The organism is Streptomyces sp. NPDC090798, from assembly GCF_044768965.1.
In the GTDB taxonomy this organism is placed as follows: Bacteria; Actinomycetota; Actinomycetes; order Streptomycetales; family Streptomycetaceae; genus Streptomyces.
This window is the reverse complement of sequence record NZ_JBIVXA010000002.1, coordinates 559,673-579,220: the sequence shown is the minus strand read 5'-3', so window position 1 is coordinate 579,220 and position 19,548 is coordinate 559,673. Positions and strand designations below refer to the sequence as shown.

General features: G+C 71.4%; 21 protein-coding genes. 14 read left to right on the top strand and 7 right to left on the bottom strand.

Going from position 1 to position 19,548, the window contains the following annotated elements; translation table 11 throughout:
• Positions 1–159 precede the first annotated feature (159 nt).
• Together ACIQTP_RS06885 and ACIQTP_RS06880 are read left to right on the top strand one after the other, a co-directional pair.
• Positions 160–1,068: a metallophosphoesterase family protein gene (locus ACIQTP_RS06885; RefSeq protein WP_403396998.1), complete on the top strand. Its 909-nt coding sequence runs from the start codon at positions 160–162 to the stop codon at positions 1,066–1,068.
• Positions 1,016–1,696, top strand: a complete 681-nt coding sequence (locus ACIQTP_RS06880) for a 4'-phosphopantetheinyl transferase (RefSeq protein ID WP_403396996.1) — start codon at positions 1,016–1,018, stop codon at positions 1,694–1,696. The genes ACIQTP_RS06885 and ACIQTP_RS06880 overlap by 53 nt, the downstream gene beginning before the upstream one ends.
• Here the strand turns inward: ACIQTP_RS06880 and ACIQTP_RS06875 are convergent.
• The gene (locus ACIQTP_RS06875) at positions 1,693–1,935 is read right to left on the bottom strand and encodes a hypothetical protein (protein ID WP_402047611.1); all 243 of its coding nucleotides are present in this window, start codon (positions 1,933–1,935) and stop codon (positions 1,693–1,695) included. The genes ACIQTP_RS06880 and ACIQTP_RS06875 overlap by 4 nt on opposite strands.
• A gap of 240 nt (positions 1,936–2,175) precedes the next feature.
• Here ACIQTP_RS06875 and ACIQTP_RS06870 point away from each other — a divergent pair, with 240 nt between their 5' ends.
• Positions 2,176–3,219, top strand: a complete 1,044-nt coding sequence (locus ACIQTP_RS06870; RefSeq protein ID WP_403396993.1) for an alpha/beta fold hydrolase — start codon at positions 2,176–2,178, stop codon at positions 3,217–3,219.
• A gap of 64 nt (positions 3,220–3,283) precedes the next feature.
• Here ACIQTP_RS06870 and ACIQTP_RS06865 read toward each other — a convergent pair whose 3' ends face one another.
• The 4 genes from ACIQTP_RS06865 to ACIQTP_RS06850 are packed head-to-tail and all read right to left on the bottom strand — an operon-like array spanning position 3,284 to position 7,159.
• Positions 3,284–4,732, bottom strand: coding sequence for an NAD(P)/FAD-dependent oxidoreductase (locus ACIQTP_RS06865; RefSeq protein WP_403396991.1), 1,449 nt, complete (start codon positions 4,730–4,732; stop codon positions 3,284–3,286).
• Positions 4,716–5,924, bottom strand: coding sequence for an MAB_1171c family putative transporter (locus tag ACIQTP_RS06860; RefSeq protein ID WP_402047620.1), 1,209 nt, complete (start codon positions 5,922–5,924; stop codon positions 4,716–4,718). The genes ACIQTP_RS06865 and ACIQTP_RS06860 overlap by 17 nt, the downstream gene beginning before the upstream one ends.
• Before the next feature lie 15 nt (positions 5,925–5,939).
• Positions 5,940–6,470 (bottom strand): toxin-antitoxin system, toxin component, encoded by a 531-nt coding sequence (locus ACIQTP_RS06855; protein ID WP_101403922.1) that lies wholly within the window; start codon positions 6,468–6,470, stop codon positions 5,940–5,942.
• Positions 6,471–6,502: 32 nt separating this feature from the next.
• The gene (locus ACIQTP_RS06850) at positions 6,503–7,159 is read right to left on the bottom strand and encodes a helix-turn-helix domain-containing protein (protein WP_403396989.1); all 657 of its coding nucleotides are present in this window, start codon (positions 7,157–7,159) and stop codon (positions 6,503–6,505) included.
• Between the two features lie 240 nt (positions 7,160–7,399).
• Here ACIQTP_RS06850 and ACIQTP_RS06845 point away from each other — a divergent pair, with 240 nt between their 5' ends.
• The gene (locus ACIQTP_RS06845) at positions 7,400–8,047 is read left to right on the top strand and encodes a hypothetical protein (RefSeq protein WP_403396987.1); all 648 of its coding nucleotides are present in this window, start codon (positions 7,400–7,402) and stop codon (positions 8,045–8,047) included.
• Between the two features lie 31 nt (positions 8,048–8,078).
• On the opposite strand, the gene ACIQTP_RS06840 is transcribed toward ACIQTP_RS06845, so the two are convergent.
• Complete coding sequence (locus ACIQTP_RS06840; protein ID WP_403396985.1) at positions 8,079–8,858, bottom strand: cache domain-containing protein; 780 nt, start codon at positions 8,856–8,858, stop codon at positions 8,079–8,081.
• On the bottom strand, positions 8,815–9,651 hold the full coding sequence (locus ACIQTP_RS06835; protein WP_403396982.1) for a FadR/GntR family transcriptional regulator: 837 nt from the start codon (positions 9,649–9,651) through the stop codon (positions 8,815–8,817). The genes ACIQTP_RS06840 and ACIQTP_RS06835 overlap by 44 nt, the downstream gene beginning before the upstream one ends.
• A gap of 104 nt (positions 9,652–9,755) precedes the next feature.
• On the opposite strand from ACIQTP_RS06835, the gene ACIQTP_RS06830 reads away from it, so the two are divergent.
• The 10 genes from ACIQTP_RS06830 (at position 9,756) to ACIQTP_RS06785 (ending at position 19,509) form a co-directional block, all read left to right on the top strand.
• Positions 9,756–10,793 (top strand): ABC transporter ATP-binding protein, encoded by a 1,038-nt coding sequence (locus ACIQTP_RS06830; protein WP_403396980.1) that lies wholly within the window; start codon positions 9,756–9,758, stop codon positions 10,791–10,793.
• Positions 10,794–10,822: 29 nt separating this feature from the next.
• Entirely contained in the window at positions 10,823–12,046 is a 1,224-nt protein-coding gene (locus ACIQTP_RS06825) for an ABC transporter substrate-binding protein (protein WP_403396978.1), read from the top strand.
• A 10-nt stretch (positions 12,047–12,056) separates the two neighbouring features.
• The gene (locus ACIQTP_RS06820; RefSeq protein WP_403396976.1) at positions 12,057–12,947 is read left to right on the top strand and encodes an ABC transporter permease; all 891 of its coding nucleotides are present in this window, start codon (positions 12,057–12,059) and stop codon (positions 12,945–12,947) included.
• 10 nt (positions 12,948–12,957) lie between these two features.
• Positions 12,958–13,773 (top strand): ABC transporter permease, encoded by an 816-nt coding sequence (locus tag ACIQTP_RS06815; protein WP_403396973.1) that lies wholly within the window; start codon positions 12,958–12,960, stop codon positions 13,771–13,773.
• Between the two features lie 96 nt (positions 13,774–13,869).
• Positions 13,870–15,021 (top strand): NAD(P)/FAD-dependent oxidoreductase, encoded by a 1,152-nt coding sequence (locus tag ACIQTP_RS06810; RefSeq protein WP_403396971.1) that lies wholly within the window; start codon positions 13,870–13,872, stop codon positions 15,019–15,021.
• Positions 15,018–15,317 carry a (2Fe-2S)-binding protein gene (locus ACIQTP_RS06805; protein WP_403396969.1) on the top strand — a complete coding sequence of 100 codons (300 nt, stop codon included), beginning with the start codon at positions 15,018–15,020 and terminating at the stop codon, positions 15,315–15,317. The genes ACIQTP_RS06810 and ACIQTP_RS06805 overlap by 4 nt, the downstream gene beginning before the upstream one ends.
• On the top strand, positions 15,307–16,710 hold the full coding sequence (locus ACIQTP_RS06800) for an NAD(P)/FAD-dependent oxidoreductase (protein WP_403396967.1): 1,404 nt from the start codon (positions 15,307–15,309) through the stop codon (positions 16,708–16,710). Before ACIQTP_RS06805 ends, ACIQTP_RS06800 begins: the two co-directional genes overlap by 11 nt.
• Positions 16,711–16,782: 72 nt before the next feature.
• Positions 16,783–17,679, top strand: coding sequence for a dihydrodipicolinate synthase family protein (locus tag ACIQTP_RS06795; protein ID WP_403396965.1), 897 nt, complete (start codon positions 16,783–16,785; stop codon positions 17,677–17,679).
• A gap of 57 nt (positions 17,680–17,736) precedes the next feature.
• Positions 17,737–18,738 carry a proline racemase family protein gene (locus ACIQTP_RS06790; protein ID WP_403396963.1) on the top strand — a complete coding sequence of 334 codons (1,002 nt, stop codon included), beginning with the start codon at positions 17,737–17,739 and terminating at the stop codon, positions 18,736–18,738.
• 78 nt (positions 18,739–18,816) lie between these two features.
• Positions 18,817–19,509: a GntR family transcriptional regulator gene (locus tag ACIQTP_RS06785; RefSeq protein ID WP_403397292.1), complete on the top strand. Its 693-nt coding sequence runs from the start codon at positions 18,817–18,819 to the stop codon at positions 19,507–19,509.
• The last annotated feature ends 39 nt before the right edge of the window (positions 19,510–19,548 follow it).

The following is a 19,548-nucleotide window of genomic DNA, read 5'->3' as shown; positions in this document are numbered from 1 at the left end:
GCGAGCCCGGTGTGACGCTACGGGCGTGTTACGGATTTCCCGAGACCCCGGAATCAGGCTCGACGCGCCGGGGCGCGAGGCCCGGCGCGCGGGCCGTCCTTGTCCCGCGGGGACGAATGTGTTCTTGTGTTTCCAGTCCTATTCTCGGAGGTGGCAAGGGTGCGGTCGACGGCCGGCGGACACGGAAACCTGCTGGCCATCAGCGACCTGCACATCGGGTACGCGGAGAACCGCGCCCTGGTCGAGAAGATGCGCCCGCACACCGACGACGACTGGCTCCTCGTGGCCGGTGACGTCTCGGAGACCGTGGCCGACATCCACTGGGCCCTCGACACCCTCAGCGGACGCTTCCGCAAGGTCGTCTGGGTGCCCGGCAACCACGAGCTGTGGACCCATCCCAAGGACACCGTGCAGCTGCGCGGTGTCGCCCGCTACGAGCATCTGGTCGCCATGTGCCGGGAGTTGGGCGTCACGACCCCTGAGGATCCCTACCCCGTCTGGGACGGGCCGGGCGGCCCCGTGGTCGTCGCACCGCTCTTCCTGCTCTACGACTACTCGTTCCTGCCGCCGGGCTGCGCGACCAAGGACGAGGGCATGGCGTACGCCGAGGGGACCGGGGTGATCTGCACCGACGAGCACGTCCTGCACCCCGACCCCTACCCGAGCCGCGAGGCCTGGTGCCGGGCCCGGGTCGCCGAGACCGAGCGCAGGCTCGCCGAGCTGCCCGAGGACCTGCCCACCGTCCTGGTCAACCACTACCCGCTGGACCGTCACCCGACCGACGTCCTGCGCTACCCCGAGTTCGCCATGTGGTGCGGCACCCGGCTGACCGCCGACTGGCACCGCCGCTTCCGCGCCCAGGTCATGGTCTACGGTCATCTGCACATCCCGCGGACCACCCACCACGAGGGCGTCCGCTTCGAAGAGGTCTCGGTGGGATACCCCCGGGAGTGGCGGCCCCGCCCCGGGCCGCCGGACACCCTGCGCAACGTACTGCCGATGGAGGTCGGAACCGGTGATCGAGGAGCTGCTCCCGGAATCGGTCGTGACCGTGGAGACACACGGTGACGACCAGGACTGGGGCGCGCCGCTGTACCCCGGGGAGCAGCAGCTCGTGGCGCGGTCCGTGGAGAAGCGGCGCCGTGAGTTCGCCGCCGTGCGCGCCTGCGCCCGCCAGGCCATGGAGAAGCTCGGTGTGCCCGCCCAGGCCGTCCTGCGCGGCGAGCACGGGGCGCCCGTCTGGCCCGACGGGCTGATCGGCAGCATGACGCACTGCGAGGGCTACTGCGCCGCCTCCCTCGTCCGCGCCACCGATCTGGCCTCCTTGGGCATCGACGCCGAACCCCACGAGGAACTCCCCGACGACGTCATCGTCTCCGTCGCCCTGTCCACGGAGAACGACCGGCTGCGCGAGCTGGCGCGGCGGGACGCCTCCGTGCACTGGGACCGGTTGCTGTTCAGCGCCAAGGAGTCCGTCTACAAGGCGTGGTACCCCCTCACCGGAAAGTGGCTGGACTTCTTCGAGGCGGACATCGAACTCTTCGCGGACGAGGGCCCCGCACGCTCCGGCGGCCTGCGCGCCGAACTCCTGGTGCCGGGACCTCTGGTGGACGGGCGACGCATACAGACCTTCGAAGGACGCTGGACCGTGCGACGAGGCCTCCTGGCCACGGCCGTCACGGTCCCGCACACCTAGGCAAGGCGGCCTTCCGGCTCCGGGCACCAGCTGTGCAGCAGCCGGAAGAACTCCTCCTCGTTGCCCGCGAGCCCGGCCGCCGCCAGCGCCTGCTCCGCCTCGGCGAGCGCGGCGGGTGGCACCACGGGTGGTCGACACCCGTCCGGCGGACCGTCGAACGCCGCTCGTACGGTCTGAAGGAGACGCAGATAGGCCTGCACGGCGGCGCGTTCGTGGTCGGTCAGTACGGCGGTCGGCATCGGACGGCTCTCCCCGGGTCGGCTGGTCGAAGCGGTACATGGCGGTACCTGCCTCCAGCTTGCCAACCGCCACTGACAATGCCGTTTCGATGCGTGGAGGTTCGCCCGCTTAGCGGAGGTGAAACATCACGGAAATCCCTTGTGGGACAGGGGCCCTAGGGTGGTGAGAAGAGCCGGGAAGAGCCTTCTCGGCTGCGGGGGAAGCCGCCTTCACGGCGGCCCGGAACAGGAGGTGAGCCCGTGGTCGACGTACCGCCTCGGCGTCCGCGGCGCAACCCGCGGCTGCGCTCCGTGGGCGACGCGGAGCTGCGTCTGCAGCACCGTGTCGTGCACGGCTACCGTCGTGCCTACCGCGCGGCCGGTGAGGGCCCCGCGCTCGTCCTGATCCACGGCATCGGCGACTCCTCGGCGACCTGGGCGGACCTGATCCCCGACCTCGCCCGCTCCCACACGGTGATCGCGCCGGACCTGCTCGGCCACGGCTCCTCCGACAAGCCGCGCGCCGACTACTCGGTGGCCGCGTACGCCAACGGGGTCCGCGATCTGCTCACCACGCTCGACATCGAGTCAGCCACCCTGGTCGGGCACTCGCTCGGCGGCGGTGTCGCCATGCAGTTCGCCTACCAGTTCCCGGAGCGCACCGAACGGCTGATCCTGGTCAGCGCGGGCGGCGTCGGGGGCGAGGTCAACCCCGTACTGCGGGCCGTCTCGCTGCCGGGAGCCCACCTCATGCTCTCCACGCTGCGACTGCCCGGCATGCGGCTACAAGTCGGTCTGTTCCTGCGTCTGATGAGGCTCCTGGACACCGATCTGGGCCAGGACGCACCGGAGTTGCTCAACCTCGTCGACGCGCTGCCCGACGCGACCTCCCGCAGCGCGTTCATCCGCACCCTGCGAGCGGTCGTCGACTGGCGCGGGCAGGCGGTGACCATGCTCGACCGCTGCTATCTGACCGAGGGCATGCCCACGATGCTGCTCTGGGGCGACCGGGACAGCGTGGTGCCGGTGCGGCACGCGTACGGCGCCCACCAGGCCATGCCGGGCAGCCGGCTGGAGATCTTCGAGGGCGCGGGCCACTTCCCCTTCCACAGTGACCCGGCCCGTTTCCTCGAACTCGTCGAGGAGTTCACCAGCTCCACCAGCCCGGCCGACTGGAGCCGCGAGCACTGGCGCGAACTGCTGCGCGCGGGCCGCCCCGGCACGACGGCCGGCCGGCCGGACACCGCCCACAACCGGGCGGTGGAGCGCGACCTGCGCGAGGCGAGCGAACGCAGCGCGACCTGACACCCGCCGCGGACGGTGCCCCGCCACCCGCGGTGCCCGGCGCCGCTCGACGCCCGTCCCCCGCTCAGCCGGCCGCCGGCGTCGCCGACGGCTCCGGCGCGCTCAGTACCGCTTCCCGTTCCTCGGCCGTGAGGGGCGGCGCGGTCAGGGGAGGGCGCCGCGGGCCGCGCAGTACGGCGAAGACGACTTCCGGTTTGACCAGCGTGGACAGCGGCGCGGAGAGGGTCATCACGGCCAGGAACGCCCGGGCGGCCAGGGGGCGTCCCGCCGCCGTGCGCAGGAGCCGGTCGACATAACGCCCCAGCAGCTTCCGCGTGACCCCGGGCTGCTCGCCGATCGCGCCCGGGTAGCGGATGTCCGTGCCCGTGGCCAGCTCCCAGGCGATCGTCACCGGAAGCGCCACCGCCCGCTGCACCCGCCGCGCGAGCCCCGGCGCCGCGATCCCGTGCTCGGCGAGCTGCCCGCGCAGCGCCAGCGCCCCCTGCGCGGCCACCGCCATGCCGTGCCCGTAGACCGGGTTGTAGGTGGCGACGGCGTCGCCGAGCGCGACGAACCCCTCCGGCCAGCCCTTGACCTTCTCGAAGAAGCGCCGCCGGTTGACCGTGCTGCGACTGACGGCGACGTCCGTCAGCGGTCGCGCGTGCGCGATCAGCTCGCCCACCACGGGGTGGCGAAGGCCGCGCGCGAACGGCTCGAAATCCTCGACGGAGCCCGTCGGCTGCCCGTCGCGGGTGCCCGACAGCGTCACCAGCCAGCGCCCGCCCTCGACGGGCACGATCGTCGCGGACCGACCCGGCACGGGCTGCGCCGGGTCGGGCTGCACACCGACCACGGGACAGTCCCCGGTGCCCGCCGGCGCCCGGAAGATCCGGCTGGCGTAGGTGAGTCCGGAGTCGACCTCGTCCAGCGGCGCCGGTGCGACGCCCAGCGCGTCGAGCCAGACGGTGGAGCGCGAGCCGCGCCCCGAGGCGTCCACCACCAGGTCGGCCGGCAGCACCCGTTGCCCGCCGTCGCGCATCCGTACGCGCACGCCCGTCACCCGGGAGGCGTCCCCCTCAAGACCGAGCAGCTCCGTGCCGTCCACGACGGTCACCCGGTCCCTCGTGGCGACCTGGTCGCGCAGGACCGAGTCGAGCAGATCACGGCTGCACGAGATCATGAACTCCATCTCGGGCCAGCGCCGCAGCCAGCCCTGCGCCGTCAGTGAGACGAATCCGGTGGGCAGCGGGATCCGGTGGGCGCCCGCGGCGAGCCAGGCGGCGGTCACCCCCGGCAGCAGCTCCTCCATCGCGCGAGCGCCGCCGGACAACAGCAGATGGGCGTGCCGGGCCTGCGGGAGACCCTTGCGCGGCACGGGCCCGTCCGGCAGGACGTCGCGCTCGACGACGGTGACCTCGGCGTACGGGTCCAGGGCGGCGGCGGCCAGCAGACCGGCCGTCCCCGCGCCGATGACGACGGCCCGACGGGGGGCCGTATCTCTGTCGCCTGCTGCCGCGCTAGCGGGATTGCTCATGGAAGTCGCTCTCTGACCTGGTCGCGGCCCGTCCTTTGACGGCCGCGACGACGGGTGACTGACGCAGGGCCATGGACATCCGTACGAGGTCGCGTGGACCCTCGGCGGAAGCGGCGGGGGCGGTGTCGGCCTCCGCCGCGCTGATGACCCTGCCCTCTGGGTCGGCCGCCCTGGCCCGCACCGCCGCCGTCACCATCGCCGCATCGGCCTCGGCCTGGGCCTGGGCGGGCTCGGAGCCCGCCGTCACGGCCGCGTCGTAGGCGAGGGAGCGTACCGCGGAGTCGAAGTAGGGGTACAGGCTGAGCATGCCGTCGTGGATGTCGGACTCCCGCTGGGTGACCTGGAGTTCGGCGGAGGACCACCAGGAGATGCGCACGGCGTGGTCCGCGTACGCCGAGACCGTCCTCAGCTCGCGCCACAGCGGTCCGAGCCTGCGGTACGTCGACCAGGTGGTCCAGCTGTCCCCGATGCGCTGGCAGGCCAGCGGGAGCAGGAAGCCGACGGCGCTGACCTGGGCTCCGACGGAGGCCAGTACAGGGGCCACGTCGGTGCTCAGTCCGTCCAGGTTCGCGCCGTTCCAGCGGGCCACGACGGCGATGAACTTGGTCGCCGAATAGGGGACGTTGAACAGGAAGCCGACCGCGATCGTCAGCAGCCCGGCGCGCAGCCAGCCGTCCACCTGGAGGGCCCAGCGCCAGCACATGACGTTCATCGCGACACCCGCGACGGTCAGCGCCACGAGGTAGAGGACGATCATCTCGCGGATGAACGGGGTGTTCGCGTAGTAGGTGTCGAGGTCCCGCAGGCGCTCCTCGGGGCAGTCCCCGAGCAGGTAGAGCACGACCAGCGCCACGCTGACGACGCCGTACCCGGTGATCCAGCGGCGGGAGAGCCGGCGGGTGACCTCGGGGGGGCCGCCGCGCCAGTGGATGATCAGTACCAGACAGGACGCGCTGAAGACGCTCAGCAGGCAGTAGACCAGGGGCGCCGAGACGTTGGGGATACCGGTGAGGTCGTTGACCTCGGCGATGGTCGGCGGGGCCGCGAAGAGGAACACCAGGCAGGCCAGCGCCAGCAGGATGCCCACCGACCGCAGCAGCGGGTCGCGCCAGCCGCGGATCAGGGTGGGCGCCTTGACGGCGAGGGCGACGCCCATCGCGACGGCCGGGACGTAGTAGCTGGATCCGTCCATGTCCGGGAGGGCGCCTCAGCCCTGCGGTCCGCGGTACCCCAGGGACGCCTCGATGCGCCCGGCCAGACCGTCCCGGCTCACCGGCCCGCGCAGTGGCGAACCGGCCAGCCAGGTACGGCACTTGCTGGCGAGCAGCAGACCGAAGCTCTCGGCCTCCTTCTCGTCCGCGAGGTCGAAGCGGGTGCGCGCGGCGACCCTCAGGACGGTCGCCTGCAGATCGGCGGTGTCGCTGAGTAAGCGGGCCGCGACGGCGGCGCCCTCGACGTGGTGACTGCAGTGCCCGGCCTTCATGTGCCACAGTTCGTGGCCGAGGATCACCAACTGGTGGTCGGGGGCGGTGCGTTCCTCGATGACGACGAGGTCCTGGTCGGCCATGTCGAGCCACAGCCCGCTGGCGGTGCCGGGCGGGAACGCGGCCGTACGGAACTGGACGGGACGGCCGCGGCGTCTGCTCATGGCGTCGCACAGGGCGGCGTACAGGTCGGCGGGTTCCGCCGGCGCCGGGAGCGAGAGCTCCGCGACCAACTCGCCGCACAGGCGGCGCATGTCCCTTCCGATGCCCACAGTTCTCCCCCGGATCACGACTCGGGCCGCTTGACGCTCTCCAAGAGCATGTCCAGCCATTCGGCGACCTTGTCGCGGTGCTGGTCGGTGGGCAACTGCGCGGCCCGCCAGGCGATTCCGCGGACACCGTGGTCCTGGAGCAGCCGCTCCAGCGGGTCGTCGGCGGCCGCGGCCGCCTGGCGCTCGCGGTCGGCGAGCTGTTGCAGCAGCTCCTGCTCCGAGCGCTGCAGGGCACCCACGAGCGCCTCGGAGTCCTCGGCCGTCAGGAATCCCGCGTGCACCCGGAAGAAGCGCTGGATGGCGTCGCAGTGCTCCATGGTGGGGCGCCGGTCGCCGTTGATGAGGGCGCCCGCCTGTTGACGCGACATTCCGGCGCCGTCGGCGATCTCCTGTTGGGTGTATTTGCGCCCATTGGGCTTGAGCCGGGTACGGCGCAACAGGTCCAGGCGCTGGAGGAAGCGGGCCTGTAGATCGGGTTCCCCGGCGGGGCGACCGCCCAGCAGGGCCCGCACCACGGGTTGGGGGACGCCGGACTCGGCCGACAGGCGCTGGACGTCGAAAACCTCGGAGTGCTGCACATCGAGCCGGTCGGCGAGTGCGGTGACCCGGGCCACGACGGCCGGCAGCAGAACCGTCGCCGTGGCGCCCGGAACTTCGAAGCCATCCGTCACCGACTGATCTCCTACGTCTCTCTCAGTCTCGCTCGGGTTTGTCAGGTCCCTCTCACGAGGGTCAGGGACCAACGGGAGACTAGCCGCTCGCTCGAACTCACATCCAGCTGTCGCCACAACTGTGGCGCGATTCAGCCGTCAACAAGCGCTAAATGCCACGATAGTTGACATGGCTGAGCTCCGGGCAGCAGGATCGGGGCGCCGCGTGAAGGCCGCAGAGGCAAGAGGGGTGACCTCCCGATGGCGTACCAGGCAGGATGGCAGCGGTCCCAGCCGCGACCTGTCCCCGAGAGTCTCGAGGCTCAGGCGTATCTCCAGGACTACGCCACCCTTCTGGAGGCCGTTGCGTTCCCGTCCGTGGTCTTCGACCACCGCTGGGACGTCGTGTTGTCCAACGCCGCGTTCGAGACACTTTTCGGCGGCGTAGGCCCCCATCCGACCGCCATGCCGGGTGACAACTTCCTCCGGTTCGTCCTCTTTCACCCGGACGCGGCCACGGTCCTCGGTGAGCACGAGTCGAGCTGGTGCCTGCCGATGCTGGCCCACTTCGCCGCGGCGGTGGAGCGCCACGGTCAGGACCGCGGACTCCAGTCGATCCGCCGGGACATCGCCCAGGACCCGATCATGGAGGCCGCCTACCGGCAGGGCCTGCCGCACTGGATCCGCGCCGTCGGCCCGGACGCCGTCGAGCACGACGGCGCCGTGCGGCCGCTGGTGCACCCCGATCCCCGCTGGGGCCGCACGGACTGCCGGATCGTCGGCGAGACCCCCAAGACCCTTCAGGACATGGGATACACGCGGATGACCCTGGTCCTGCGCGAGGCGCGGCCCATGACGGCCGGACCGCGCAGGACACGCAACGGCGCGGCGGAGCTGCGCGTGGTGTGAGCCCGCTCGGCGGTCCGGGGTGTGGGCCCGCTCAGGGGTCCAGGACAACGAGCACGAGGGGCACCGAGTCGCACGGGATCAGCCGCATCCCGTCGTGGCGCGCGGTCCGCGCCCCTGCCAGTACGGCCCCGAAGTCAGGGCCCTTCGTGAGCGATCCGGCCAGATGCGCGGGGTCGGCGGACGCGGCCACCCGCCCGCGCCCGTTCACCAGGTGGGCGGCCCCGGGCAGTTGTTGGAGCAGCGGCACGACCGCCGCCTCGAAGTGCCGCAGATACACGTCGGCCGCGGCGACCCCCACGAACCGGCCCTCCACCTGCACGGGTGCGGACAGCGTCAGGCTGTACTCGTCGGAGCAGAGGTAGTCCACATAGGGCCCGGCGACCGCCCGCCGCCCGGTGTCACGGGGGAGGGCGAACCAGTCCCAGTGCGTGTAGTCGGAGTACGCGGAGTGCTCGGGGTCGAGGTCGAGCAGCAGCGGCCGTACGTCCCCGTCGGAGCCGGTCTGCCACCACTCCAGCCACGCCGGTACGTCACTCAGCAGTCCCGGCGCGGCGACGAACCCGACGCCCGACACCAACTCCTGCCGGGCGAGGCGGAGATGAAGCCCCGGGCGCAGCGCGGCCAGGTCGACGCTCGCGGGGCGACGGCCCTGCGCGGCGACCCCGGTGAGCCGGGCCGTGGTGTCGGCGCGGGTCTCGGCGACCGCCTCGAACACGGCCTCGAGGGTGGAGCGGACCTGGGCGGCGACGGCCGCCTCCGGTGTCGCTTCAAGCGTCGCCGTGGCGCCGGCCGGACCGGGGCTCCTGCTCATGGACGCCCTCCAGCGGACGGGGACCGGACGCGGCGCGCGGCATCGCGAGGCGGACGGCGATGAGCCGTGCCGTCGAAGCCTGGACGCACCGCTCGGCCAGCGCTCTGGCCGATGCGTGGGCTCCATCTTGCACGGCCGAGATTACGGAGCGGTGACGGCCTGCGACTTCTTCACGATATGCGTCGTCCCCGAGCACGAGACACAACAAGGCCCCCACTTCCGTCTGGAGCGCGACCTGCTCGCGGGTCAGCCGGGCGGACTGGGCCGCCGCGGCGAGCTCGACATGAAACCGGCCGTAGACCCGGCTGCGCGCCGCGGCGTCCTCGGCGGACGTCAACTCCTCCAGGGTGCGCCGCAATTGCTGTAGGTCGCCCGACTCCGTGCGCTCCGCGGCCAGCTGGGCGGACGCGCCCGACAGGGCCGCCCAGTGGTCGCCCAGATCGCGCAGCTCCTCCGTGCTCCAGCCGGCCAGCCGCACCCTGAGCCGCTCCTCGCCGGGGACCTCGGGGAGGGAGACGAAGCTGCCGCCGCCGCGCCCCCTGCGGGTGGTGACCAGCCCTTGCTGGCGCAGCGCCATCAGCGCCTCGCGCAGGGTGACCGTGGACACGCCGAGCTGACCGGCCAGCTCCATCTCGCCGGGCAGCTGCTCCCCGTCGGCGAGCAGGCCGAGCTCGATGGCGTCGCTGAGTCTGCGGATGACCGTGTCCACCCGGGCCCGGTTGTCCACGGGGGTGAAAACGGCTCTGCGGGCACCCTCGGCGTTGTTGTTCACGTACTGCTTCACGGCCACCACCTTGTGCGTTGACTCAACCTTTACTCTAAGGGGGTCTTGAGCTTTGAACTATGACTTCATATCTTTCCGGTCAACGCGCCAGCGCACCAGAAAGGTTCCCGCCCATGGAGGCAACAGCGATCCGGCTCCAGGGCCTGCGGAAGGCGTTCGGTGAGACGACCGCCGTGGCCGGAGTGGACCTGGACATCGCCGACGGTGAGTTCTTCTCGATGCTCGGCCCGTCCGGCTCGGGCAAGACGACCGTCCTGCGCATGATCGCCGGCTTCGAGAGCCCGACCGCGGGCCGGATCGAGCTGGCGGGCCAGGAGGTCACCGGGCTGGCCCCCTTCGAGCGGGACGTGCACACCGTCTTCCAGGACTACGCGCTGTTCCCGCACATGACTGTCGAACAGAACGTCGCGTACAGCCTCAAGGTCCGCAAGGTGCCCAAGGCCGAGCGGCTCCGACAGGCCCGCGAAGCGCTCGCGGACGTACGCCTCGAAGGCTTCGGGGGCCGCCGCCCCTCCCAGCTCTCCGGCGGTCAGCGTCAGCGCGTCGCACTCGCCCGCGCCCTCGTCGGGCGCCCCCGGGTGCTGCTGCTCGACGAGCCGCTCGGCGCCCTCGATCTCAAGCTGCGCGAGCAGATGCAGGTCGAACTCAAAGCGATCCAGCGCGAGGTCGGCATCACCTTCGTCTTCGTCACCCACGACCAGGAGGAGGCCCTGACGATGAGCGACCGTATCGCCGTCTTCAACCAGGGCCGCATCGAACAGGTCGGCACCCCGGCCGAGATCTACGAACGCCCCGCCACCGCCTTCGTCGCGGGCTTCGTCGGCACCTCCAACCTGCTCGAAGGCGACAGTGCGCAGCAGGTGGTGGGCGCATCGGGCACGTACAGCATCAGGCCCGAGAAGATCCGGGTCCTCAAGGAGTCCGCCGAGGCCGACGAGCCGGAGCACTCCACCGCCACGGGCACCGTCGTCGAGGTCGTCTATCTGGGCGACGCCACCCGTTTCCTGGTGGACCTCGACGCGGGCGGCCGGCTGACCGCGCTCCAGCAGAACCTGGAGACCTCCTCCGAGGACGTCGCCGCCTATCGCGGCACCCGGGTCCGGCTCCAGTGGCACCACCGTCACACCTTCAAGGTCCCCGCCCCCCGCTGACGACCCCCACGCTCAGTCCCCCATCACGTATGGAGTACGTCGTGCGCCTCAACCGAACCCTCCAAGCCACTCCCTTCTCGTTCGTGGCCGCCGTCGCGGTGCTCCTCGCCGCGACCGCCTGCGGATCGTCCGACTCGGGCTCCTCCTCGGCCACGGGCCTCAACCCTCCTGATCTCAAGGCGCAGTCGAAGCTGGGCAAGACCGAGGGCCAGGTCAATCTGGTCGCCTGGGCCGGGTACGTCGAGGACGGCTCCAACGACCCCAAGGTCGACTGGGTCAGCGACTTCGAGAAGCAGACCGGCTGTCAGGTCAACTCCAAGGTCGCCGCCAGCTCCGACGAGATGGTCAAGCTGATGAAGACCGGCCAGTACGACGCCGTCTCCGCGTCCGGCGACGCGTCCCTGCGCCTCATAGCCTCCGGCGACGCGGCCCCGGTCAACACCAACCTCGTGCCGAACTACAAGGACGTCTTCAGCGGCCTGAAGAACGGGGCCTGGAACTCCGTCGACGGCAAGATGTACGGCATCCCGCACGGCCGCGGCGCCAACCTGCTGATGTACAACACGCAGAAGGTCACGCCCGCCCCCACCTCCTGGTCCGCGGTCTTCGACGACGCCTCGAAGTTCAAGGGGCACGTGACGGCGTACGACTCGCCGATCTACATCGCCGACGCGGCGCTGTATCTGAAGGCGACCAAGCCGGAGCTGAAGATCAAGGACCCCTACGCGCTGGACCAGAAGCAGTTCGACGCGGCCGTCGCGCTGCTGAAGAAGCAGAGCGCGAACGTGGGGGAGTACTGGAGCGACTACCTCAAGGAGATCTCCGCCTTCAAGAGTGGTGACTCCGTGGTCGGCACCAGCTGGCAGGTCATCGCCAACCTGGCGCAGGGCGAGGGCGCCAAGGTGAAGGCCTTCGTGCCCAGGGAAGGCTCCACGGGCTGGTCGGACACCTGGATGATCTCCGCCAAGGCCAAGCACCCCAACTGCGCCTACAAATGGATGGACTGGATCATCTCGCCGAAGGCGAACGCCCAGGTCGCCGAGTACTTCGGTGAGGCCCCGGCCAACTCCAAGGCGTGCACCGAGACCAGCGACAAGTCCTTCTGCGACACCTTCCACGCGGCCGACGAGGGCTACTGGAAGAACATCGCCTTCTGGAACACGCCCATCGAGCAGTGCCTGGACGGCCGCACCGACGTGAAGTGCGTGCCGTACGCGAAGTGGGTCCAGGCCTGGACCGAGATCAAGGGCTGAGAGACAACCGATGACCTCCACCGCGCAGGCCGCCGGACGGTCCCCCGTCCGGCGGCTCGCCGGGACCCTGCACCGCCGGCCGCGGCTCAGGCTGTCCCTGCTGCTCACCGCGCCGCTGCTGTGGCTGGCCGTGCTCTACCTCGGCTCGCTGGCCGTGCTGTTCGTCTCGGCGTTCTGGACGACCAACTCCTTCACCTCCGAGGTCGTGAAGGTCTGGTCGACCGACAACTTCCATGCCCTGTTCACGACGCCCGTCTTCCGGCAGGTGATCCTGCGCAGCATCGGTGTGGCGCTCGCCGTCACCGCCCTGTCCGCGGTGATCGCCTTCCCGGTCGCCTTCTACACGGCCCGCATCGCCAAGCCCAAGTGGCGTCCGCTGCTCGTGGTCGCCATTCTCACGCCGCTGTGGGCGAGTTACCTCGTCAAGGTGTACGCCTGGAGGCTGATCCTCTCCCAAGGAGGGTTCGCCGACTGGATGTTGAAGCCCTTCGGGCTCGGCGGACCCGGGTTCGGACTCTTCGCGGCGATCATCGCGCTGACCTACCTCTGGCTGCCGTACATGATCCTGCCGATCCACACGGCACTGGAGCAGCTGCCCGCCAACCTGCTCGACGCGTCGGCGGACTTGGGCGCCCGCGCCGGACGCACCTTCCGCTCGGTCGTGGTCCCGATGGTGCTGCCGTCCGTGGCGGCCGGCTCGGTCTTCACCTTCTCGCTCAGCCTCGGGGACTACATCACCGTGCAGATCGTCGGCGGCAAGACCCAGCTGATCGGCAACCTCGTCTACTCCAACATCGAACTGAACCTGCCCATGGCCGCCGCGCTCGGCACGGTCCCCGTCGTCGTCATCGTGCTCTACCTGCTCGCGATGCGCCGCACGGGCGCCCTGAGCAGTCTCTGAGGAGCCCGCCGTGCAACTCTCCCGTTCCGCGCGCATCGCGCTCCGCGTCGCCGCCGGGGTCGGCTTCGCGTTCATCTACGTCCCGCTCGCGCTGGTCCTGGTCAACTCCTTCAACCCGGACCGCAGCGCGAGCTGGCCGCCGTCCGGACTCACCTTCCGCTGGTGGTCGGTCGCCTGGGAGAACGAGGGTGCCCGCGCGGCGCTCTGGGTCTCGGTGAAGGCGGGCCTCGGCGCCACGGCCATCGCCCTGGTGCTGGGCACGCTGATCGCCTTCGCCGTGGCCCGGCACCGGTTCTTCGGCCGCGGCGCCATCTCGTTCGTGGTCGTCCTGCCGATCGCGCTGCCCGGCATCGTCACGGGTATCGCGCTCAACTCGGCGTTCGGTACGGTACTTGAGCCACTCGGCGTCGGTCTGGGCCTGTTCACCGTGATCGTCGGCCACGCCACCTTCTGCATCGTGGTCGTCTTCAACAACGTCGTCGCGAGGCTTCGGCGTACCTCGGGCTCGTACGAGGAAGCGGCGATGGATCTGGGCGCGGACACCTTCCGGGCCTTCGCCGACGTCACCTTCCCGCTGGTGCGCTCGGCCCTGCTGGCGGGCGGACTGCTCGCCTTCGCGCTCTCCTTCGACGAGATCGTCGTGACGACGTTCACGGCCGGACCCGGCATCGAGACCCTGCCGATCTGGATCTTCAACAACATGACCCGGCCCCAGCAGGCGCCGGTCGTGAACGTCGTGGCGGCGGTGCTCGTCCTGCTCTCCGTGCTCCCGATCTACGCGGCCCAGCGGCTGTCCGCCGACACGGCGTCCGGGAGCCGGGTGTGAACGCCCGGTCATCGACCGCTGGGCGGCTCGTGTAAGTCGGTAAGTCGGCCCCTCGAGATGCTTCCTGACGAGAGAGGCATGTGACATAGTACTGGCGTGAGCGAGCGGCTGACCTGTGATGTCGTGGTCGTCGGAGCCGGAATGGTCGGCGCGGCCTGCGCGCTGTACGCGGCCCGGGCGGGCCTCGACGTCGTTCTGGTGGACCGCGGCCCGGTGGCCGGCGGGACCACCGGCGCGGGTGAGGGCAATCTGCTCGTCTCCGACAAGGAACCCGGGCCCGAACTCGACCTCGCCCTGCTGTCGGGGCGCCTGTGGGCCGACCTCGCGCAGGACCTGGGCGAGGTCTTCGAGTACGAGGCCAAAGGGGGTGTCGTCGTGGCCGCCACGCCCGAGGGGTTCACCGCGCTGGAGACCTTCGCGGCGGGACAACGAGCCGCCGGGGTCGAGGCGGTGCCGGTCGCCGCCGACCAACTCCACGCTCTGGAACCCCACTTGGCACCGGGTCTCACGGGCGCCGTGCATTACCCCCAGGACACCCAGGTGATGCCGGCACTCGCCGCGGCGCACCTGGTACGGGCCTCGGGGGCGCGGCTCCTGACAGGGCGGACCGTGACCGAGGTGCCGCGCACGGCGGACGGGGCGGTACGCGGCGTGCGGACCGACCGTGGTGACCTCCACGCCCCGGTCGTCGTCAACGCGGCCGGCACCTGGGGCGCCGACGTGGCCGCCCTCGCGGGCGTCTTCCTGCCCGTTCTGCCCCGACGCGGCTTCGTGCTGGTGACCGAACCGCTGCCGCGCCGGGTGCGGCACAAGGTGTACGCCGCGGACTACGTCACCGACGTGGCCAGCGACTCGGCGGCGCTGGGGACCTCACCCGTCGTGGAGGGCACCGCGGCGGGGCCGATCCTGATCGGCGCGAGTCGTGAACGCGTCGGCTTCGACCGGTCGTTCTCGCTGCCGGCCGTACGGGCGCTGGCGGCCGGGGCGACCCGGCTGTTCCCGTTCCTGGCCGACGTACGGGCCCTGCGGACGTACCTGGGTTTCCGCCCGTACATGCCCGACCATCTGCCCGCGATCGGCCCCGATCCACGGGTGCCCGGGCTCTTCCACGCCTGTGGGCACGAGGGTGCGGGAATCGGCCTCGCCACCGGCACCGGACGGCTGATCGCGCAGGCCATCGCGGGCAGGACGCCCGACCTGGACCTCACGCCCTTCCGGCCCGACCGCTTCCCGAAGGAGGCCGGGTGAATCCCCTGGAGCTGGTCGGGGCCGAGCCGGGCCCCGCGTTCACCGTCACCCTGGACGGCCGCGAGATCACGGCCCTGCCCGGGCAGACCGTCGCCGCCGCCCTGTGGGCGGCGGCCGTCACCTCCTGGCGCGCCACCCGCGGCGCGGGCCGCCCGCGCGGCGTCTTCTGCGGCATCGGCGTCTGCTTCGACTGCCTGGTGACCGTCAACGACCGCCCCAACCAGCGGGCCTGCCTGGTGCCGGTCCGAGCGGGCGACACGATCCGTACGCAGGAGGGGACGGGCCATGGCGACTGAGCGACCGCACCTCGCGGTGATCGGCGCGGGACCGGCCGGGCTGGCCGCGTCCCTGGCCGCCGCGGCGCGCGGTGTCCAGGTCACGCTGATCGACTCGGCGGCCGGAGCGGGCGGCCAGTTCTACCGGCGCCCCCCGGCGGGACTCGGGGCCCGGCGCCCCGAGGCCCTGCACCATCAGTGGCGGACCTGGCGGCGCCTCGAGGACGCCCTGGCCGCCCAGGTCGAGGCGGGCACGATCAGACATCTGGCGGACCACCACGTGTGGTGCGTCGAACCCGTGGAACGTGTGGAACTCGTCGTGCACGCGCTGCTCGGTCCCCTTCAGGAGGAGCCCGTCACCGTCCGCGCCGACGCCGTGCTGCTCGCCACCGGTGGGTACGAGAAGGTGTTGCCGTTCCCGGGCTGGACCCTCCCCGGGGTCGTCACCGCCGGTGGTGCGCAGGCCATGCTGAAGGGCGGGCTCGTCGTCCCCGGGCAGAGGGCGGTCGTGGCGGGGACGGGGCCCCTGCTGCTGCCCGTGGCGACCGGGCTCGCCGCGGCGGGGGTCGAGGTCGCCGCCCTCGTCGAGTCCGCCGACCCGAAGGCGTTCCTGCGGCGGGCCGGGGCGCTGGCCACACAGCCCGGGAAGGTCGCCGAGGGGGTGCGGTACGGCGCCCAACTTCTGCGACACCACGTCAAGTTGCTCCCACGGCACACCGTCGTCGCGGCACACGGCGCGGAGCGGCTCGACGCCGTGACCGTCGCCGCGCTCGACACCCACGGACGGGTCAGACCCGGCACCGAACGGCGCGTCCCGTGCGACACGCTCGCCGTCGGTCACGGCATGCTGGCGCACATCGACCTCGCCGAGTCGCTCGGCTGCCGTATCGACGGCCTGAACGTCGCCGTGGACGAGGAGCAGCGCACCGACGTGCCCGGCGTATGGGCCGCGGGCGAGACCACCGGCATCGGTGGCGCGGCGCTGTCGCTCGCCGAGGGACACATCGCGGGGCGCTCGGCCGCGGCCCGGCTGACGGGGACGCGGCCCGACCCGCGGGCGTGGGCGCGCGCCGCCAGGTCCCGCCGGAGAGCGCGGGAGTTCTTCACCGCGCTCGACACCGTCTACGCGCCGCCCGCGCACTGGACGGAGCAGGTCACCGACGACACCGTCGTCTGCCGCTGCGAGGAGGTCACCGCCGGTGCGGTCAGGAACGCCGTCGACGAGCTCGGCGCGGGCGACGTACGGACCGTGAAGCTGCTCACCCGCGCGGGGATGGGCTGGTGCCAGGGCCGGATGTGCGAGGCCGCCGTCGCCGGTCTCGCCGGATGTGAACAGACGCCCGCGCGGCGGTTGTTGGCACGCCCGGTACCGCTCGGGGTGCTGGCGGAGTCTGGAGATCCCGAGGCTGACTGACCACCTTCGTACCGCCCGCCCACGTTACCGAACGTCAGTAAAATGTCACACACTATGGAGAGCGAACCGCTCATGACCGACACTGAGAACCGTCCCTGGCGCGGCGTCCTCGTCGCCACCGCGCTCCCGCTGAACGACGACCTCTCCGTCGACTACGGCCGCTACGCGCAGCACTGCGCCTGGCTCGTCGAGAACGGCTGCGACGGGGTCGTACCGAACGGCTCGCTCGGCGAGTACCAGGTGCTCACGCCCGAGGAGCGCGCGAAGGTCGTGGAGACGGCGGTGTCGGCGATCGGCGGCTCCCGCGTGATGCCCGGCGTCGCCGCCTACGGCTCCGCCGAGGCCCGCCGCTGGGCCGAGCGGGCCCGCGACGCCGGCTGCCGCTCCGTGATGCTGCTGCCGCCGAACGCCTACCGTGCCGACGAGCGTTCCGTGCTCGCCCACTACGAGGCGGTCGCCGAAGCGGGCGTCCCGGTCGTCGCGTACAACAACCCCATCGACACCAAGGTCGACCTGGTGCCCGAACTGCTCGCGAAGCTGCACGCGGAGGGGTACATCCACGGCGTCAAGGAGTTCTCGGGCGACGTCCGCCGCGCCTACCGGATCGCCGAACTCGCCCCCGAACTGGACCTGTTGATCGGCGCCGACGACGTCCTGCTGGAGCTCGCCGTCGCGGGCGCCAAGGGCTGGGTGGCCGGCTACCCGAACGCGCTGCCCGCCGCGAGCGTCGAGCTGTACCACGCCGCCGTCGAGGGCGACCTCGACACGGCACGGCGGCTCTACCGCCAGTTGCACCCGCTGCTGCGCTGGGACTCCCGGGTCGAGTTCGTCCAGGCCATCAAGCTGTCCATGGACATCGTGGGCCGGCACGGCGGGCGGGTGCGTCCACCGCGTGTCCCGCTGCTGCCCGGGCAGGCGGCCACGGTCCGCGCCGCCACCGAGAAGGCGGTCGCCGCCGGGCTCGCCTGAGCGCCGCTCACCGGGTGAGCCAAGTTCTTCGCGAACAGCAGGAGTTACGGAGGTCCCATGCGCAGCAAACTCGTCCTGCACGCCGTCGACTCACACACCGAGGGCATGCCCACCCGGGTGATCACCGGCGGCATCGGGACCATCCCCGGCGCGACCATGAACGAGCGGCGGTTGTACTTGCGTGAGCACCGCGACGACATCAGGCGGCTCCTGATGAACGAGCCGCGCGGCCACTCCGCGATGAGCGGCGCCATCCTCCAGCCGCCCACCCACCCGGACTGCGACTACGGCGTCCTCTACATCGAGGTGTCGGGCTACCTCCCGATGTGCGGGCACGGCACCATCGGCGTGGCGACCGTCCTGGTGGAGACGGGCATGGTCGAGGTCGTCGAGCCGGTCACCACGATCCGGCTCGACACCCCGGCGGGCCTCGTCGTCGCCGAGGTCACGGTCGAGGACGGCGCCGCCCGCGCGGTCACGCTCAGGAACGTGCCGTCCTTCTCGGCGGGCCTCGACCGCAAGGCCACCCTGCCCGACGGCCGGACGGTGACGTACGACCTCGCGTACGGCGGCAACTTCTACGCCATCCTGCCGCTGGAGCGGTTCGGCCTGCCCTTCGACCGGTCGCGCAAGGAGGAGATCCTCGCCGCCGGACTGTCGCTGATGGCGGCCGTCAACGCCGAGGACGAGCCGGTCCACCCCGAGGACCCGTCCATCCGCGGCTGCCACCACGTCCACCTGTACGCGCCCGGCGCCACCGCCCGCCACTCGCGCCACGCCATGGTGATCCACCCCGGCTGGTTCGACCGCTCGCCCTGCGGTACCGGCACCAGCGCCCGCATGGCGCAACTGCACGCCCGGGGTGAACTCCCCCTGCGCACGGACTTCGTGAACGAGTCCTTCATCGGGACGCGGTTCACGGGACGACTGCTCGGCACGACCGAGGTCGCCGGAATCCCGGCCGTGCTGCCCAGCTTCACCGGCCGTGCCTGGATCACCGGCACCGCCCAGTACCTCCTGGACCCGACCGACCCCTTCCCGGCGGGCTTCGTGCTCTAGCGATACTGATGTCACGTGACATTGCACAAGGGTCACGTGACACTGCGCAAACCCGCCATGCCGTACGAGGAGTCGACCATGCCCGCCACACGCAGCAGCGCACCCTCCGCCGCTCCCACCGCCCTGCCCCTCCTCGGTGGCAAGAAGAGCAGCTACCGTGAGCGCGTCGCCGACGCACTTCGCGCCGCGCTGATCGCGGGCGAACTGCGGGCCGGCGAGGTGTACTCCGCGCCGACGCTCGCCGCCCGCTTCGGCGTCTCGGCGACACCGGTGCGTGAGGCCATGCTCGACCTCGCCAAGGAGGGTCTCGTCGACACGGTGCCCAACAAGGGCTTCCGGGTCACCGCGGTCTCCGAGAAGCAGCTCGACGAGTACACCCACATCCGCTCGCTGATCGAGATTCCCACCACCGTGCGGCTGGCCACCACCGCGGACCCGGTCTCCCTGGAGGCGCTGCGTCCGGCCGCCCGGGAGATCGTGACCGCGGCGGCGGCCGGTGACCTCGTCGCCTACGTCGAGGCGGACATCCGCTTCCACCTCGGTCTGCTCGCCCTCGCGGGCAACGCCCACCTGGTCGAGGTCGTCGGCGACCTCCGCAAGCGCTCGCGCCTGTACGGTCTCAACGCCCTGGTCGAGGCGGGCCGCCTCCAGGACTCCGCCGAGGAGCACCTCGAACTGCTCGACGCCCTTGTGGACCGCGACCCCGAGGCCGTACGCAGGGTCATGACCCGGCACCTGGGCCACGTCCGCGGCCTGTGGGCGGCCCACTAGATCCACTGGAACCACTCGCTTCCACTGGAACCTTTCGGT

What these genes read in the sequence shown, in the direction of transcription:
- ACIQTP_RS06825 (WP_403396978.1), top strand. Translation starts at nt 10,823, where the DNA reads ATGGAGTACGTCGTGCGCCTCAACCGAACCCTCCAAGCCACTCCCTTC.
- ACIQTP_RS06830 (WP_403396980.1), top strand. Translation starts at nt 9,756, where the DNA reads ATGGAGGCAACAGCGATCCGGCTCCAGGGCCTGCGGAAGGCGTTCGGT.
- ACIQTP_RS06875 (WP_402047611.1), bottom strand. Translation starts at nt 1,935, where the DNA reads ATGCCGACCGCCGTACTGACCGACCACGAACGCGCCGCCGTGCAGGCC.
- ACIQTP_RS06855 (WP_101403922.1), bottom strand. Translation starts at nt 6,470, where the DNA reads ATGCGCCGCCTGTGCGGCGAGTTGGTCGCGGAGCTCTCGCTCCCGGCG.
- ACIQTP_RS06845 (WP_403396987.1), top strand. Translation starts at nt 7,400, where the DNA reads ATGGCGTACCAGGCAGGATGGCAGCGGTCCCAGCCGCGACCTGTCCCC.
- ACIQTP_RS06840 (WP_403396985.1), bottom strand. Translation starts at nt 8,858, where the DNA reads ATGAGCAGGAGCCCCGGTCCGGCCGGCGCCACGGCGACGCTTGAAGCG.
- ACIQTP_RS06790 (WP_403396963.1), top strand. Translation starts at nt 17,737, where the DNA reads ATGCGCAGCAAACTCGTCCTGCACGCCGTCGACTCACACACCGAGGGC.
- ACIQTP_RS06795 (WP_403396965.1), top strand. Translation starts at nt 16,783, where the DNA reads ATGACCGACACTGAGAACCGTCCCTGGCGCGGCGTCCTCGTCGCCACC.
- ACIQTP_RS06820 (WP_403396976.1), top strand. Translation starts at nt 12,057, where the DNA reads ATGACCTCCACCGCGCAGGCCGCCGGACGGTCCCCCGTCCGGCGGCTC.
- ACIQTP_RS06860 (WP_402047620.1), bottom strand. Translation starts at nt 5,924, where the DNA reads ATGGACGGATCCAGCTACTACGTCCCGGCCGTCGCGATGGGCGTCGCC.
- ACIQTP_RS06800 (WP_403396967.1), top strand. Translation starts at nt 15,307, where the DNA reads ATGGCGACTGAGCGACCGCACCTCGCGGTGATCGGCGCGGGACCGGCC.
- ACIQTP_RS06865 (WP_403396991.1), bottom strand. Translation starts at nt 4,732, where the DNA reads ATGAGCAATCCCGCTAGCGCGGCAGCAGGCGACAGAGATACGGCCCCC.
- ACIQTP_RS06785 (WP_403397292.1), top strand. Translation starts at nt 18,817, where the DNA reads ATGCCCGCCACACGCAGCAGCGCACCCTCCGCCGCTCCCACCGCCCTG.